Origin of the sequence: Micromonospora sp. DT44 (genome assembly GCF_049841635.1) — a bacterium.
GTDB lineage: Bacteria > Actinomycetota > Actinomycetes > Mycobacteriales > Micromonosporaceae > Micromonospora.
The window spans coordinates 18,090-34,046 of the sequence record NZ_JBNCKS010000025.1; the positions used below are offsets into that span (position 1 = coordinate 18,090).

General features: G+C 72.1%; 14 protein-coding genes. 2 read left to right on the top strand and 12 right to left on the bottom strand.

Annotated features, from left to right (window positions below; all coding sequences use genetic code 11):
* Positions 1-47: 47 nt before the first annotated feature.
* The 5 genes from ACLQ25_RS16230 to truB all read right to left on the bottom strand — a co-directional run bounded on the left by ACLQ25_RS16230 (position 48) and on the right by truB (position 6,462).
* Positions 48-1,445: a M16 family metallopeptidase gene (locus ACLQ25_RS16230; protein ID WP_425731703.1), complete on the bottom strand. Its 1,398-nt coding sequence runs from the start codon at positions 1,443-1,445 to the stop codon at positions 48-50.
* A gap of 47 nt (positions 1,446-1,492) precedes the next feature.
* Positions 1,493-3,883 (bottom strand): polyribonucleotide nucleotidyltransferase, encoded by a 2,391-nt coding sequence (locus ACLQ25_RS16235; protein WP_425731704.1) that lies wholly within the window; start codon positions 3,881-3,883, stop codon positions 1,493-1,495.
* 226 nt (positions 3,884-4,109) lie between these two features.
* Positions 4,110-4,379, bottom strand: a complete 270-nt coding sequence (rpsO, locus tag ACLQ25_RS16240) for a 30S ribosomal protein S15 (RefSeq protein WP_007456699.1) — start codon at positions 4,377-4,379, stop codon at positions 4,110-4,112.
* 191 nt (positions 4,380-4,570) lie between these two features.
* Entirely contained in the window at positions 4,571-5,500 is a 930-nt protein-coding gene (locus ACLQ25_RS16245) for a bifunctional riboflavin kinase/FAD synthetase (RefSeq protein ID WP_425731705.1), read from the bottom strand.
* 77 nt (positions 5,501-5,577) lie between these two features.
* Complete coding sequence (gene truB / locus ACLQ25_RS16250) at positions 5,578-6,462, bottom strand: tRNA pseudouridine(55) synthase TruB (RefSeq protein ID WP_425731706.1); 885 nt, start codon at positions 6,460-6,462, stop codon at positions 5,578-5,580.
* 175 nt (positions 6,463-6,637) lie between these two features.
* On the opposite strand from truB, the gene ACLQ25_RS16255 reads away from it, so the two are divergent.
* The gene (locus ACLQ25_RS16255; RefSeq protein ID WP_425731707.1) at positions 6,638-6,940 is read left to right on the top strand and encodes a hypothetical protein; all 303 of its coding nucleotides are present in this window, start codon (positions 6,638-6,640) and stop codon (positions 6,938-6,940) included.
* Between the two features lie 11 nt (positions 6,941-6,951).
* Positions 6,952-7,950, top strand: coding sequence for a hypothetical protein (locus tag ACLQ25_RS16260; protein ID WP_425731708.1), 999 nt, complete (start codon positions 6,952-6,954; stop codon positions 7,948-7,950).
* 12 nt (positions 7,951-7,962) lie between these two features.
* On the opposite strand, the gene ACLQ25_RS16265 is transcribed toward ACLQ25_RS16260, so the two are convergent.
* The 7 genes from ACLQ25_RS16265 to infB form a co-directional block, all read right to left on the bottom strand.
* Positions 7,963-9,285, bottom strand: a complete 1,323-nt coding sequence (locus ACLQ25_RS16265; RefSeq protein ID WP_425731709.1) for an MATE family efflux transporter — start codon at positions 9,283-9,285, stop codon at positions 7,963-7,965.
* A 784-nt stretch (positions 9,286-10,069) separates the two neighbouring features.
* The gene (locus ACLQ25_RS16270; RefSeq protein WP_425731759.1) at positions 10,070-10,279 is read right to left on the bottom strand and encodes a DUF6186 family protein; all 210 of its coding nucleotides are present in this window, start codon (positions 10,277-10,279) and stop codon (positions 10,070-10,072) included.
* Entirely contained in the window at positions 10,279-10,686 is a 408-nt protein-coding gene (locus tag ACLQ25_RS16275) for a hypothetical protein (protein WP_355051646.1), read from the bottom strand. The genes ACLQ25_RS16270 and ACLQ25_RS16275 overlap by 1 nt, the downstream gene beginning before the upstream one ends.
* 115 nt (positions 10,687-10,801) lie before the next feature.
* Positions 10,802-11,860, bottom strand: a complete 1,059-nt coding sequence (locus tag ACLQ25_RS16280; RefSeq protein WP_425731710.1) for a DHH family phosphoesterase — start codon at positions 11,858-11,860, stop codon at positions 10,802-10,804.
* Positions 11,857-12,351 carry a 30S ribosome-binding factor RbfA gene (gene rbfA / locus ACLQ25_RS16285; RefSeq protein ID WP_425731711.1) on the bottom strand — a complete coding sequence of 165 codons (495 nt, stop codon included), beginning with the start codon at positions 12,349-12,351 and terminating at the stop codon, positions 11,857-11,859. The genes ACLQ25_RS16280 and rbfA overlap by 4 nt, the downstream gene beginning before the upstream one ends.
* Positions 12,352-12,479: 128 nt before the next feature.
* Entirely contained in the window at positions 12,480-12,776 is a 297-nt protein-coding gene (locus tag ACLQ25_RS16290) for a DUF503 domain-containing protein (RefSeq protein ID WP_425731712.1), read from the bottom strand.
* 90 nt (positions 12,777-12,866) lie between these two features.
* Positions 12,867-15,884 (bottom strand): translation initiation factor IF-2, encoded by a 3,018-nt coding sequence (gene infB, locus ACLQ25_RS16295; protein WP_425731713.1) that lies wholly within the window; start codon positions 15,882-15,884, stop codon positions 12,867-12,869.
* Positions 15,885-15,957: the final 73 nt, after the last annotated feature.

A 15,957-nucleotide genomic window follows, 5' to 3' on the forward strand; every position in this document is an offset into this window, starting at 1 on the left:
AGCAGGAACGTCGATGAGTCGACCTCGGGGGCGCCCGTCGAGCCCGGTCAGCCGGAGAAGTCGCCCTCGCCGAACGGACCGACGACGGCCAGCGACATCGGTCGGCTCAGCAGTTCGGCGGCGAGGGTGTTCACGTCCTCGACGGTGACCTCGTCGACCCGGCGGAGCAGCTCGTCCACCGGCATCAGGTCGCCGTAGAGCAGCTCGCCCTTGGCCAGTCGACTCATCCGCGAGCCGGTGTCCTCCAGGCCGAGCACGAACGAGCCCTTGCTCATCCCCTTGCCCCGGGCCACCTCGGCCTCGGTCAACCCGTCGGCGGCCACCCGGGCCAGCTCGGCACGGGTCAGGGCCAGCACCTCATCCACCTTGCCCGGCGCGCAGCCGGCGTAGACGGCGAACAGGCCGCTGTCGGCGTACTGACTGGCATAGGAGTAGACCGAGTACGCCAGGCCGCGCTGCTCGCGGATCTCCTGGAAGAGGCGGCTGGACATGCCGCCGCCCAGGACGTTGTTGAGCACCCCGAGGGCGAAGCGCCGGTCGTCGGTGCGGTCGATGCCCGGGCAGCCGAGCAGGACGTGTGCCTGCTCGGTCTCCTTCGGCTCGACCAGGGTGGCGGCCGGCTTGGTGCGTACCGCCGGGGTGGCCGCGCGGTGTGCGGCCGGCGCGGCCGGGTCGCTGTCCAGCGGCGTGCCGCGCACGGCCTGGCGGACCAGCTTGATCACGGCGGCGTGGTCGAGGTTGCCGGCGGCCGCGATGACAATCTGCGGGGCCGTGTAGCGGCCCCGGTAGAAGCTCTGGATCTGCTTGCGGGTCATCGGCGTGACGGTCTCCTCGGTGCCGGAGATCAGTCGGCCCAGCGGGTGGTCACCGTAGACAGCTCGGGCGAAGAGGTCGTGCACCTCGTCACCGGGCTCGTCGTCGTGCATGGCGATCTCCTCGAGGATCACGCCACGTTCGGTCTCCACGTCGGCCGGCTCCAGCAGGGAGTCGGCGACCAGGTCGCACATCACGTCGATCGCCAGCGGCAGGTCCTCGTCCAGCACGCGGGCGTAGTAGCAGGTGTATTCCTTCGTGGTGAAGGCGTTCGTCTCACCACCGACGGCCTCGATCTGCGAGGAGATCTCCAGCGCGGTCCGCTTGTGGGTGCCCTTGAAGAGCAGGTGCTCCAGGAAGTGCGCGGCGCCGGCCTGCGGACGGGTCTCGTCCCGCGACCCCACCGCGACCCAGATGCCGAAGGAGACGCTGCGCATCGTCGGGATCGCCTCGGTAAGCACGCGCAGGCCGCTGGGCAGCACGGTACGTCGTACCGTGCCGCCCAGCGGATCGTCGCTCAGCGTCCGGGTGACCGCGCGGGCGGAGCCGCCGGAGCGGCCCGTCGTGGTGTCCCGAGACGGGGCCACCCCCCGTCGATCCGGTGGAAACGGCGCACTGAAGGCCCGACTCACGTGGTGCTCCCGGTTCGACGAGGGGTGGGTGTTACAGGTGCTGGTGGTCAGCTGTGCCGGGTCCGGCGACGCGGACGCTCGCCGCCGTCGCCACCACCCTCGCCGCCGCCGTTGCCGCCCTCGCCGCCGCGCTCCGGGCCACGCCCGCCCCGGTCGCCGCCACGCTCGCGGTCACCCCGGTCACGCGGACCCCGGTCGCCCCGGTCGCGGCCGGCCGGACGGTCGCCACCGGCGGCCTCACCGGCTGCCGGCGCCTCGGCGCCCTCCGGGCGGACCTTGTCCAGGTAGATCTTGCCGCGCGCGTCGATGTCCGCGATCTCGACCTCGACCCGGTCGCCCACGTTGAGGAAGTCCTCGACGCGCTCGACCCGCTTGCCGTCACCCACCTTGGAGATGTGCAGCAGGCCGTCACGGCCCGGCAGCAGCGAGATGAACGCACCGAACGCGGCGGTCTTGACCACCGTGCCGAGGAACCGCTCGCCCTGCTTCGGCAGCGTCGGGTTGGCGATCCCGTTGATCCGGTCGACGGCCGCCTGGGCCGACGGGCCGTTGGTGGCGCCGACGTAGATCGTGCCGTCGTCCTCGATGGAGATCTCGGCGCCGGTCTCGTCCTGGATCGCGTTGATGGTCTGACCCTTCGGGCCGATCACCATGCCGATCTTGTCCACCGGGATCTTGACCGTGGTGACCCGCGGCGCGTAGTCGGACATCTCGGCCGGAGCCTCGATCGCCGCCTTCATGACACCCAGGATGATCTGCCGGGCCTCGTTGGCCTGCTGAAGCGCGGCGGCCAGCACGTCCGACGGGATGCCGTTGAGCTTGGTGTCGAGCTGCAGCGCGGTGACGAACTCCGGGGTGCCGGCGACCTTGAAGTCCATGTCACCGAACGCGTCCTCGGCACCGAGGATGTCGGTCAGCGTCACGTACTGGGTCTTGCCGTCCACCTCGTCGGAGATGAGCCCCATCGCGATGCCGGCGACCGGCGCCTTCAGCGGGACACCCGCGGAGAGCAGGCCCAGCGTCGACGCGCAGACCGAGCCCATCGAGGTGGAGCCGTTGGAGCCGAGCGCCTCGGAGACCTGCCGGATGGCGTACGGGAACTCCTCGCGCGACGGCAGCACCGGGATCAGCGCGCGCTCGGCGAGCGCCCCGTGGCCGATCTCGCGCCGCTTCGGCGAGCCGACCCGGCCGGTCTCACCGGTCGAGTACGGCGGGAAGTTGTAGTTGTGCATGTAGCGCTTGCGGTTCTCCGGGGACAGCGTGTCCACCATCTGCTCCATGCGGAGCATGTTCAGCGTGGTGACGCCCAGGATCTGGGTCTCGCCGCGCTCGAACAGCGCCGAACCGTGCACCCGGGGCAGCACGCCGACCTCGGCGGTCAGCGCCCGGATGTCGCGCGGGCCACGCCCGTCCATGCGGACCTGCTCGCGCAGCACGCGGTTGCGCACCTCGGACTTGGTGAGCGACCGGAAGGCAGCGGACAGCTCCTTCTCCCGACCCTCGAACCGAGCGCCCAGCTCCTCGGCGACCCGGGCCTTAACCCGGTCCAGGGCCTCCTCGCGGTCGGCCTTGCCGGCGATGGTGATCGCCTCGGCGACCTCGGCGCGGGCCACGTCGGCCACCGCGTCGAACACGTCGTCCTGGTAGTCCAGGAAAACCGGGAACTCGGCGACCGGCTTGGCGGCGACCTCGGCCAGCTCGGCCTGCGCCCGGCACAGCTCGCGGATGGCCGGCTTGGCGGCCTCCAGGCCGCTGGCGACGACCTCCTCGGTCGGCGCGGTGGCGCCGCCGGCGATCAGGGTCACGGCGTTCGGGGTGGCCTCGGCCTCGACCATCATGATCGCGACGTCGCCGTCTTCGAGGGTGCGGCCGGCCACAACCATGTCAAAGGTGGCGCGAGCCAGCTCCTCCAGGGTCGGGAAGGCGACCCACTGGCCGTCGATGTGGGCGACGCGGGTCGCGCCGATCGGGCCCGAGAACGGCAGACCGGAGAGCTTGGTCGACATCGAGGCGGCGTTGATCGCCACGACGTCGTACGGGTGCTGCGGGTCGAGCGCGAGGATGGTCTCGACGACCTGGACCTCGTTGCGCAGGCCCTTGACGAACGACGGGCGCAGCGGCCGGTCGATCAGGCGGCAGGTGAGGATGGCGTCCTCGCTGGGCCGGCCCTCGCGGCGGAAGAACGAGCCGGGGATGCGGCCCGCGGCGTACATCCGCTCCTCGACGTCGACGGTCAGCGGGAAGAAGTCGAACTGCTCCTTCGGCTGCTTGCCGGCGGTGGTGGCGGAGAGGACGACCGTCTCGCCCAGCTGGGCGATGACGGAACCGGCGGCCTGGCGAGCCAGTCGACCGGTGGAGAAGGTGATCTCGCGGGTGCCGAAGGACCCGTTGTCGATCACAGCGGTGCGGGATTCGGTGCCGAGTTTGGTCTCGGTCATGTGCTGTCGTGCTCCTTCGCGTCGTGGGCCCACGACGTCGGGGAGCTGCTCAGCCGGCCGGTCTTCGATCGAAGCGCCCGGGTGGCCGGCGTGCTGCCGGGTTCCCGGGGGCCACTACCGGAGACCGGTACGCTGACCGGCTCCCTCGCGGGTGGTCGCGCGGCCCGTTTTCTTTCAGGTGGGACGCGGGTCGGGGGAGCCGCCGTACGGCCGCTCCCCCGTCACGTCACCGGCGCAGACCGAGCCGCTCGATGAGCGTCCGGTAGCGGGCGATGTCCTTCTTCTGGACGTAGTTGAGCAGCCGACGGCGACGGCCGACCAGCAGCAGCAGCCCTCGGCGGCTGTGGTGGTCGTGCTTGTGCACCTTCAGGTGCTCGGTCAGCTCAGCGATCCGCTTGGTGAGGACCGCTACCTGCACCTCCGGCGAACCGGTGTCGCCCTCGGCGGTCGCGTACTCCGCGCGGATGCTGGCCTTGGCTTCCTGGTCGAGCGCCATGTTCTCCCTGTTTCAGTGGGTTGATCAAGTAGGTGTCCGTCGTCCCGACGAGACCGGGAACGGACCGGTTCCTCGCACCCGCGGCGTCGAGCAGGCACGCGAGGCCCCACGCCGGTCACCCGACGTCTCCGCAAGACTACCAGCACCCGCCGGTAACACCCGGCCAAGGGCCCGCGTGGCCCCCCGGATGATCAGCCCAGCGCGCGCCGGGTGCGCTCGACGTCCTCTTCGATCTGGGCGATCAGCGGCTCGATCGAGTCGTACCGGACCTGACCGCGCAGGTGCGTCACGAAGTCCAGCGCCAGTCGCTCGCCGTACAGATCGCCGGAGAAGTCCAGCGCGTACGCCTCGACCCGCCGCTCCCGGCCGGAGAAGGTCGGGTTGGTGCCCACCGAGACTGCGGCCATCAGCGGCTCGGGCTGGCCCCGGCGGATCATGCGGGCCGCGTACACCCCGTCGGCGGGCACCGACGCGTACCGGTGGCAGAGCAGGTTCGCGGTGGGGAAGCCCAGCACCCGGCCGCGCTGGTCACCACGGACCACCACGCCCTCCACCCGGTGCGCGCGACCCAGCGCGTCCGCCGCGGCGCCCACGTCGCCCGCGTCGACGCAGGAGCGGATGTACGTGGAGGAGAAGACCGTGCCAGCCGCGGCGATCAGCGGGCTGCCCTCCACCCCGAAGCCGAAGGTCTGGCCCAGCCGCTCCAGCAGCGCCACGTCGCCGGCCGCGCGGTGCCCGAAGCGGAAGTTGTCGCCGACCACCACCAGCGCCGCGTGCAGGTGCTCGACCAGGATGTCGTGCACGAACTGCTCGGGCGTCAGCCGCGAGAACTCGGGAGTGAACGGCACCACACAGAGCACGTCCACGCCGAGGGCCTCGATCAACTCGGCCTTGCGGCTCGGCTCGGTGAGGATCGCGGGGTGTGAGCCGGGGCGGACCACCTCGGCGGGGTGCGGATCGAACGTGACCACCACGGACTGCACGCCCAACTCCCGGGCGCGGGCCACGGCGTGTCCGATGGTCGCCTGGTGCCCCTTGTGCACGCCGTCGAAGACGCCGATGGTGACGACCGAGCGCCCCCATCCTCCGGGCGCCGCGTCGTACCCCCGCCACCGCTGCATGCCAATCCTCCCCTGCTGTCCCGCCCGTCGGCGGGTCGACTGCGCCGGCCGGGAGCCGGCGGACCTGCGTCCCGCCGTCAGGCCGGGGCGAGCACGATCTCCGCGCGGGCTCGGCCGTCCCGCTCGCTGACGATAGCGATCAGACCTCCGGTGGGGCCGAAGACGGCGTACGGCCCGGCGATGCCGGCCGGGTCCAGCGGCCCGCCGTGGCCGAGCACCTTCGCCTCGTCGGGGGTCGCGTCACGGCGGGGGAAGAACCGGTCGGCCGCCGCGTCGAGCGGCAGGTTCACCACCTCCGGGGCGCGCTCCTCGAGCTGTTCGAGGGTGGCCGCCTCGGCGAGGGCGAAGCCACCCACCGCGGTCCGGCGCAGCGCGGTGAGGTGCCCGCCGACACCGAGGGCCAGGCCCGCGTCCCGGGCGATGGCCCGGATGTACGTGCCCGAGGAGCAGGTCACGTCGATGTCCACGTCCACCACGTCCGGCTCGCCGCGGCGGATCGCCAGCACCTCCAGCCGGGAGATGGTCACCCGACGCGCGGGCAGGTCGACGCTCTCACCGTCGCGTACCCGCTGGTACGCCCGCTGCCCGTCGATCTTGATGGCGCTGACGGCGCTCGGCACCTGGTCGACCTCGCCGCTCAGCGCGGTCAGCGCGGCGTGGACGGCCTCGTCGGTGACGTGACCGGCCGGGGTCGTGGCGATCACGTCGCCCTCGGCGTCGTCGGTGACGGTGGCCTGGCCCAACCGGATGGTGCCGGTGTAGCTCTTGCCCGCACCGATCACGTAGGTCAGCAGTCGGGTGGCACGGCCGACGCCGATCACCAGTACGCCGGTGGCCATCGGGTCGAGGGTGCCCCCGTGCCCCACCCGCCGGGTCTTCGCCAGTCGGCGGATCCGCGCCACCACGTCGTGCGACGTCATGCCGCCGGGCTTGTCGACGACGATCAGACCATCGGTGCTCACGTCGGCCAAGCCTGCCAGACGACCCGGACCGCGCGCTGCGTGGGCACGCCCGCCGTGACCAGAGCCCCCGCTTGCGCATCGCTGGTTCGGCCGGTTTGTCCCACGGGTCCGCCAACGACCTCCCGAAGATGCGAAGATCATCCGCCCGCTCCCGTAGACGAGGACCAGGACTCCGATGACCCCCGACCACCGTCCGGCCCACGAGCACCGCGCTCGGGTCGATCTGCCGCAGTGGATGCGGCATCCGACACCGAAGCGGCGGACCCCGGCCCGCTACATCGACGATCTGATCGAACGTTCGGCGGCGCTCCGGACGGCCCGCCGCGCGATGTGGCGCCGACGCGACCGGGCTCGGTGGAGCGAGACGCATCCTCACCTCGTCGCCGTGCTGTCCTTCATCACGGCTGGCGTCCTCGGCACCGCCCTGGTGACGGGCGCCTACTATCTCCTCGCGCTGGCCACCAGCGGCGATTACTGACGGGAAGAACCATGACGCAGGCTGCGCCGAACGGGCCCACACCCCCGGGCCCGACCGATCCGCCCTCGCCGCCGGCCGCGGTCGCGGAGGTCAACCCGGTGGCGCTCCCGGAGTGGATGAACTCGGCGCAGACCGAGCACCAGCCCGCCGGCTGGGAACGGGTCCGCTTCTTCTCCGCCCGGCACAACGGCGCGCTGATGCTGGGACTTGGACTCCTGCTGGCCCTGGCGATGGTCGGCGGCGGCCTGGTGATCGTCGACCGGCTGGCCGATGGCGTCCGCACGTCCACCTCGGCGACTCCCACCCCGCCGGTGAGCAGAGTGGGCGAACCGCGGGACCTGTTCGCCGGCTCACCGGCGGCCTCCTTCGCCCCCGGTGAACAGGCCGTGCGGATGCCGGCGGCGAAGGCCACCGGGCCCTTCACCGAGGCCCAGGTAGGTGCGGCGTTGGAGACGGTGCGTAAGGCGTTGATCGAGAGCCGACTGGACGTGTCCATGCTCTCGGGCGACCCGGAGCCGTTCCTCCGGCTGCTCGCCCCGGACCTTCGTGAGCAGCTCAGGTCGGACTTCACCGGCAACGCCTTCCTGCGGTACGCGACCCGGATGGCGTCGCCCTCGGACTGGGAGCTCGGTATCCGAGCCGACGGACGGGTCAGCTACCGGGCCACCACGGAGAACGGCACCCGGATGCTGGAGGTCTCCACGGAGTTCGTGTGGGCGTACCCCTTCGACGTGGACCTTCGGGCGCCGGCCGACGCCAGTGTGGTGGCGCTGCGTGACCGTGTGGTGTGGAAGGTGCCGCACCCGGAGGACGTGCCGGCTTCCGCTCGTGGCCTGTGGATCGTCTCAGCGGAGGCGGTGACCTGGAACGCGGACTGCGGCAAGCTCCGGGACGGCTGGGTGCAGGAGCAGTTCTGGATGGCCGACACGCACGGGGATCGGATACCCGCGGGCGACCCGGGCACGATCTTCGATCTCGACGCGCCCCCGCCGACCACCGTCCGCTGCTGACCGGCGAGCGGGTCAGCGAACCGCCCCGACCACCGCCCAGCCGCCGGAGCGCACCCGCAGCAACAGGGCGACGAGTCGGATCACCACGAACAGGGTGAGTCCCGCCCAGATGCCACCGAGTCCCAGGTTGAGCACGTACGCCAGCCAGATGGCCGGGAGGAAGCCGCCGAGCGCCGCCACGATGGTGAGATTGCGCAGGTAACGGACGTCACCGGCGCCGATCAACACACCGTCGAGCGCGAACACGACGCCAGCCAGCGGCAGCATGGCGACGAACCAGGGCCAGGCGAGCATCGCCTGCTCCCGTACCTGAGCGTCGGAGCTGAACCAGGACGGCACGACGCCCGCGCCGGCGGCGATGACCACGGCGAAGGCGACGCCGCAGACGCCGCCGAGCAGGCCGATCCGGCGGGCCAGCGCCCGCGCGCCCGCCGCGTCGCCCGACCCGAGCGCGGCGCCGACCAGGGACTGCGCGGCGATGGCGAGCGCGTCGAGCACCAGCGCCGTGAAGAACCACAGTTGCAGGGCGATCTGGTGGGCGCCGACGGCGGCGGCGCCGAAGCGGGCGGCGACCGCCGTCGCGGAGAGGAAGCTGGCCTGGAACGCCACGCCCCGGATCAGCAGGTCCCGGCTGAGCACCAACTGGTCGCGGATCAGTCGCGGCCGGGGCCGCAGCGACACCCGCTCGGCGACCAGCGCCCCGGCGAAGAGCACGCCGGAGAGGGTCTGCGCGACCGCGTTGGCGACCGCCGAGCCGGTCAGGCCCAGGCCGGCGGGGTAGACCAGCAGCGGGCAGAGCAGGGCGGAGACCAGGTTGGGGCCGAGCACGAAGTACAGCGGACGGCGGGTGTCCTGCACGCCGCGCAGCCAGCCGTTGCCGGCTGCGGCGAGCAACAGGCCAGGGGCGCCGAGCGCCGCGACGCGCAGCCACGCAGCGGCCGCGCCGGCCACGTCGCCACCACCTCCGGCGAGGGTACGCGCCAACGCGCCCCCGCCGATCTGCATGCCGATCGCGACCAGCAGTCCGACGCCGAGCGCCAGCCAGGACGACTGCACTCCCTCGGCCACCGCCGCCGCCCGGTCGCCGGCGCCGAAGCGACGGGCCGAACGCCCCGTGGTGCCGTACGCGACGACCGTTCCAAGCCAGGCGGTGAGCGTCATCACCGTGCCGCCGACGGCGAGCGCGGCGAGCGGTACGCGACCGAGGTGCCCGACGACGGCCGTGTCGACGAGCACGTAGAGCGGCTCGGCGGCGAGCACCACGAGCGCCGGCAGGGCGAGACTCGCGATCCGACGTGGCGAGGCGGATCGGTCGACGGTGGCGGTCTGGCTCATCGCCGACGATCCTGGCACGATCGCGGTAAGGATCGCAATCCCGCAGACCACTTACGTGCGCCAGCGGTGGCACTCAGGCGGACAGTGCCGGTGCGCTCGGGCCCATGGTCGCAGCGGTGGCGCTCGGGCGCACAGTGCCCGGGGCGCTCGGGCGCACAGTGCCCGGGGCGCTCGGGCGCACAGTGCCCGGGGCGCTCGGGCGCTGCCGTGCCCGCAGTCCGGGGCGCGGCCGCTGGTCAGAGACTTTGGAGCTGATGCCGCAGACGAGTCAGGCCGTGATGCCGCAGACGATTCAGCTCCAAAGGCGCGCCAGACCGCGTCCGACCGCGCCGACCGTCCCGACCGTCCCGACCGCGCCGACCGTCCCGACCGCGCCGACCGCGCCGACCGCGCCGACCGGAGAGATCACCACCGGGCGGGTCGACTTACTGACGGGTGTCCATCGACGTCTGCAGCGCGCGGCGGGCCTGCTCGCGGGCGTCGTCCGTGGTCTCGGGCTTGGGCTTGTTCGGCATGGTGGCGCTCCTTCCAGGGTGCGAGCCACCGACACGCGGCGGCCCTCACGGGCGGTCGTGCTGAGCGCCCCACGGCGGTCCGGGGTTACCGGAGCAGCCGACTGGGCAGCGAGAGCCCGGGTCGGTCCGACCCTGGAGGGAGGCGGCGCGAGGTGTGGCACCACCACCCACGACCTGCACCACACTGTGGTGCCGGCCACTTCCCAAGTTATCGTTCAGGTCCATATGCTGCCCACGGTTCCCGCCATTTGGACCATCGGCAGCCCGGCTCACCGGGCCAGGAAGTGCCAGCCCAGCCACCACCAGAAGCCGAACAGACCGATCCTGCCCACCGGTACCGGGCCGACCTCGTAGCGCATCACGTACGCGCACATGTCGCTCATCGTGGGGATCCGGGAGCCCTCCCGGCGGGCCAGCACCTCGATGACGGCGAAGAGGACGAGCGCGGCCAGGAAGCCGCCGATCGCGAGGGCCCGCATCATCGCCGCACCAATCCCCAGAACGCGGCCAACCAGGCGAACCACGCCACCGACCGAGTCAGATGATCTTCCAGTAGGGGGTCGGCGAGCCGGGAGAAGGTGGGAAAATCGTCCCCCACGGCGAGCACGAAGGTGGCGCCCTCGAAGACACCGAAGATCACGACCGGCAGGGCCCACCACGCCGCTCCCGCGCCCAGCCGGGGCGGCGCCGGACGCCGGGGCACCCGGTTGCTCAGACCGAGCCAGATCAACACCCCGCCGGTGCCGAGCGTGTAGAGATTCGCCTCGGTGGAGAACGACGCGAACCGGCCCCCGACGAGGGACAGGCAGAGGAGAACCGGAACGGAGACGGCGGGCCGGTCCCAGGCTCGGGGGGCCTCCACGGTGAGATCGTGCGGCTGCTCCATCCCGCAATTCTTCCCGGTCTCACCCAGCGCGGGAAGGCCAACACTCCCCGGAGCTGACCCTGAACTTGCCGTGCCGGCCACCAGGGGGCACCGCGGCGGGAGGACCGCCGGGGGGTCAGCCGACGCCGGAGACCAGCGCCGCGCCCAACTCGCCGCGGATCGCCTCGACGACCTGCTCCGCGCTCCCCCGGCCGGTGAACCCGGCCGCGAACCGGTGGCCGCCCCCGCCCATCGCGACCGCCACGCGGCTGACGTCCACGGCGCCCTTGCTGCGCATCGACACGGCCCACTCGTCGGGCGCGGTCTGCTTCAGCACGCAGCTCACGTCGGCCTCGGCGGTGCACCGCACCGAGTCGATGAGCGCCTCCAGCACGTACGGCGGCTGGTCGTGGCGGGCCAGGTCGTCGAGGGTGGCGGTGGTCCACACCAGGCCCTGACCGTCGGCGGCGGCCGGCTCCAGACGGGCACGGCCGAGCACCTCACCGAAGAGTCGAACCGCTCCGAAGGGTCGGGTGTCGAAGACGCGCCGGGAGATGTCACCGGGCGAGATGCCGGTGGCGAGCAACCGGGCGGCCACCTGGTGTACGGCCGGAGTGGTCGCCTCGAAGCGGAACGAGCCGGTGTCCGTGGTCAACGCCACGTACAGGCACTCAGCGATGGCCCGGTCCGTCGTCACGCCCAGCCGCGCCAGGAGCCGATCGGCGACCACCGACGTGGCGGCAGCACCCGGTTCGACCAGGTTGACCGTACCGAAGCCCGGGTTCGAGGCGTGGTGGTCGAGCACCAGCGCCGCACCGGCCGTCGACAGCCGGTCGGCCAGCGCACCGAGGCGCGACTCGCTGGCCGCGTCGAAGCAGATCACCAGGTCCGGCGCGGGGTCGGCGTCGCCCGCCGGGACCAGAAGCTCCATCCCGGGCAGACCCCGCAACGGCTCGGGTACCTCCGGCGGTCCGGGAAAGGTCGCCTGCACCCGGTGTACGCCGAACTGACGCAGGCCCAGACCGAAGCCGAGCATGCTGCCCAGCGCGTCACCGTCCGGGTTGACGTGGCAGATCAGCAGCACCCGGCCGGTCGACGGGAGAGCACGGATCAGCGCCTCGGCCGCCGCCCAGTCCGCCTCGGACGGGCCGACGTCGACCGTCGCGGCGAGCTGAGCACCGGCGGCGCCCGTCACCGCGCCGCCCCACCCCGGGGAGTCTCCGTGGCGTCGGCGGCCGCGTCGGCCTCCTCGTCCGTCTCGTCGTCCTCGTCCTCGACGCGGTACGGCTGCGCGTCGCCCGCGTACTCGGCGCGCGCGGCCAGCCGCTGCACCTCCGCGTCGGCGTTGCGGGCGGCGGCGAGCAGGTCGTCGATGTGCTTGACCTGGTCCTGCACGTCGTCCAGGACGAACGTCAGCGTGGGCGAGTGCCGCAGCCCGAGCGCCTTACCGACCGTGCTGCGCAGCAACCCCTTGGCGCTCTCCAGAGCCGCCGCCGTGTCCGCCTGGGCCACCGCGTCACCCAGCACCGTGTAGAAGACCGTCGCGTCGCGCAGGTCGGCGGTGATCCGGGCGTCGGTGATGGTGATCATGCCCAGGCGCGGATCCTTGATCTGGCTCCGCACCACCGAAGCGACCAGCTCACGCACTCGTTCCGCGTGCCGGCGTACCTTGGCCGGATCAGACATCTCGCCACCTCCACGGCGTCCCGCTCCCGGCCGGCCCGGCGGCCCTGGAGGCCGCCGGCCGACCGGCCAACATCTCGAACACTACCTTCGCGGCGGCGCCGGTCGCCGGGCACCGCCGGCCCCGTGGGTCAGTCGTCGTCCACGCCGTACAGCCGGCGTCGAACCGACAGCAGTTCGACCTCGGGACGGGCGGCCATCAGGTGCTCGCAGGAGTCGAGCACCTCGCGGACGTGCGCCGCCTCGGCGGCGACCACGGCCACCGCAATCTGGGCTCGACCGTGTAGGTCGAGCGCTCCCACCTCGGCGGCCGACACCTCGAAGCGGCGCAGGGCCGCCACGATCGGCCGTACATATGATCTCTTGGCTTTGAGCGACCGGGAGTCGCCCGGCAGCAGCAGGTCGAAGACCGCGGTTCCGGTGAACATCGCCCCGGACGATACCGCCACCCCACCCCGCATGATCAAGGGGTTTACGCCGGTCGGCGTAAACCCCTTGATCAGCGTGTCACTGCCGGATCAGGCGCGAACCTTCTCCCGCATCTCGAAGGTCTCGATGACGTCGCCGACCTGGACGTTGTTGTAACCACCCAGGGTCAGACCACACTCGAAGCCCTCGCGGACCTCGGTTGCGTCGTCCTTGAACCGCTTGAGCGAGGTGATCGTGAGGTTGTCCGCCACGACCGTCCCGTCCCGAAGCAGCCGAGCCTTCGCGTTGCGTCGGATGATGCCCGACCGGACGATGCAACCGGAGATGTTGCCGATCTTGGACGAGCGGAACACGTCGCGGATCTCCGCGCTGCCCAGCTCGGCCTCCTCGTACTCCGGCTTGAGCAGGCCCTTGAGCGCTGCCTCGATCTCCTCGATGGCCTGGTAGATGACCGTGTAGTACCGGATCTCCACGCCCTCGCGGTCGGCCATCTCGCGGACCTTGTTCGAGGCCCGCACGTTGAAGCCGATGATCGTGACCGGCTCGGACGACGCGCTGGCGAGCATGACGTTGCTCTCCGTGATCGCACCGACGCCCCGGTCGAGGACCTTGAGCTGGACCTCCTCGGGGATGTCGAGGTTGAACAGCGCGTCCTCGAGAGCCTCCACCGAACCGGAGACATCGCCCTTGAGGATGAGGTTGAGCGAGGTCTTCTCGCCCTCCTTGAGCTGCTCCATGAGCGTCTCAAGAGTGGCCCGGCCACGGGAGTTGGCGAAGGACGCCGCCCGCCGCCGTGCCTGGCGCTGCTCGGCGATCTGCCGCACCGTACGGTCGTCCGCCGCGGCGAGGAACGTGTCACCCGCACCGGGCGGGGCGGTCAGACCCAGAACCATGACCGGACGCGCCGGACCAGCCTCGGAGAGCTGGTTGCCGTTCTCGTCGAGCATGGCCCGGACCCGGCCGTGCGCCCCACCGGCGACGATGGAGTCGCCCGCCCGCAGGGTGCCCTTCTGCACCAGCACCGTCGCCACCGCACCGCGACCCTTGTCCAGGTGCGCCTCGATGGCCACACCCTGCGCCGGCCCGTCGATCGGAGCGGTCAGCTCCAGCGACGCGTCGGCGGTGAGCAGGACGGCCTCGAGGAGCTCCTCGATGCCGATGCCCGGCTTCGCGGCCACGTTGACGAACATGGTGTCGCCGCCGTACTCCTCGGCGACCAGGCCGTACTCGGTCAGCTGCTGGCGGACCTTGTCCGGGTTGGCGTCCGGCTTGTCGACCTTGTTGACCGCGACCACGATCGGCACGTCGGCCGCCTTGGCGTGGTTCAACGCCTCGATGGTCTGCGGCATCACACCGTCGTCGGCCGCGACGACCAGGATCACGATGTCCGTGACCTGGGCGCCACGGGCACGCATGGCGGTGAACGCCTCGTGACCCGGGGTGTCGATGAACGTGACCGCCCGGTCCTCGCCCTCGTGCGGGACGTGGACCTGGTACGCACCGATGTGCTGGGTGATGCCACCCGCCTCACCGGCCACGACGTTCGCCTTACGGATGGCGTCGAGCAGCTTGGTCTTACCGTGGTCGACGTGACCCATGACGGTCACCACCGGCGCACGGCTGACCAGACGCTCCTCGGCCACCTCCGCGTCGAGGTCGATGTTGAACTGCGCGAGCAGCTCGCGGTCCTCGTCCTCCGGGCTGACGATCTGGATGTCGAAGCCCAGGTGCTCACCCAGCAGGTGCAGGGTGTCGTCAGAACAGGACTGGGTCGCGGTGACCATCTCGCCCAGGTTGAACATCTCCTGGACCAGCGAACCCGGGTTGGCGTTGATCTTGTCGGCGAAGTCCGACAGCGAGGCGCCACGGGAGAGCCGGACGACCTGACCCTGACCCCGGGGAGCACCCGAGCTCATGGTCGGAGCCGACAGGTTGTCGAACTCCTGTCTGCGCTGCTTCTTGGACTTCCGACCGCGCGTCGGCCGACCACCCGGACGCCCGAAGGCACCCGCGGCGCCGCCGCCACGGCCACGACCGCCCGCACCCGGACGACCGCCGCCACCGGCCGGACCACCCGGACGGAAACCGCCGCCGGGAGCACCGCCACCGCCGCCGGGACCGCCACGGTAGCCACCGCCACCGCCGGCACCCGCGCCGCCACCAGGGCCGCCGCGGTAACCGCCGCCACCGCCACCGGCGCCACCGCCGGGACCGCCACGGAATCCGCCGCCACCGCCACCGGGACGACCCGCGCCGCCACCGGGGCGACCCGCGCCACCGGGGCCGGGACGACCGGCGGCCGGACGCTGACTCGGCATGGACGCCGGGCTGGGCCGCGGCGGCATGGAGTTCGGGCTCGGCCGCGGCGGCATACCCGCCGGGCTGTTCGGCCGAGGGCCACCCGCGCCGGCGGCCGGGGGCCGCTGCTGCTGGCCACCCTGGATGCCGAACGGGTTGTTGCCGGCGCCGCGCGCCGGCGGACGACCGCCGGGGCGGGCACCCGGACCCGGAGCCGGCGTGCTCGGACGAGCTGCCGGTGAACCGGGACGGGGCGGCATCGCCGCAGGACCCGGCCGAGGACCGGGCCGGTTGCCGTCGGCCGGAGGCTCCCGGCGGACGGGGTTGTCACGCTGCTGCTGGCGGGCTGCCTGCGCGGCCTTGACCGCGGCCTCCTGCTCAGCCTTCAGCGCGGCGGCGCGCGCCTCCGCGGCCGCCACCTCGATGTCGTGGGCACTCGCCGGCTTGGCGACCGGGGCCGCCGTCTGCGGCGTACCGGGCACCGGACCCTTGGGCTTCGGACCGGGTACCGGCGCGGCCGGCCGCCGAGGCGGCATCGGCCTGGCCGAGACCCGGGGCGCGCCCGGGGTCGGAGACGGCGTCGGGGTCGGGTTGGAAGCCGGCGTCGACACGGGCGCCGACGGGGCGGCCGGAGCCGGGGACCCGGCGGACGCGACGAACGCGTTACGCAGTCGCCGGGCGACGGGCGCCTCGACGGTGCTGGACGCTGACTTCACGAACTCGCCCATTTCCTTCAACTTGGCGAGAACGGTCTTACTCTCGACCCCGAGCTCTTTTGCAAGCTCGTGTACGCGGGCCTTGCCTGCCACTGCACTCCTCACTCCGAGGTCGTGCGGGCAGCACCCGCAGCGACCTCACTCGTGCACTTGAAGCCTGGTCATT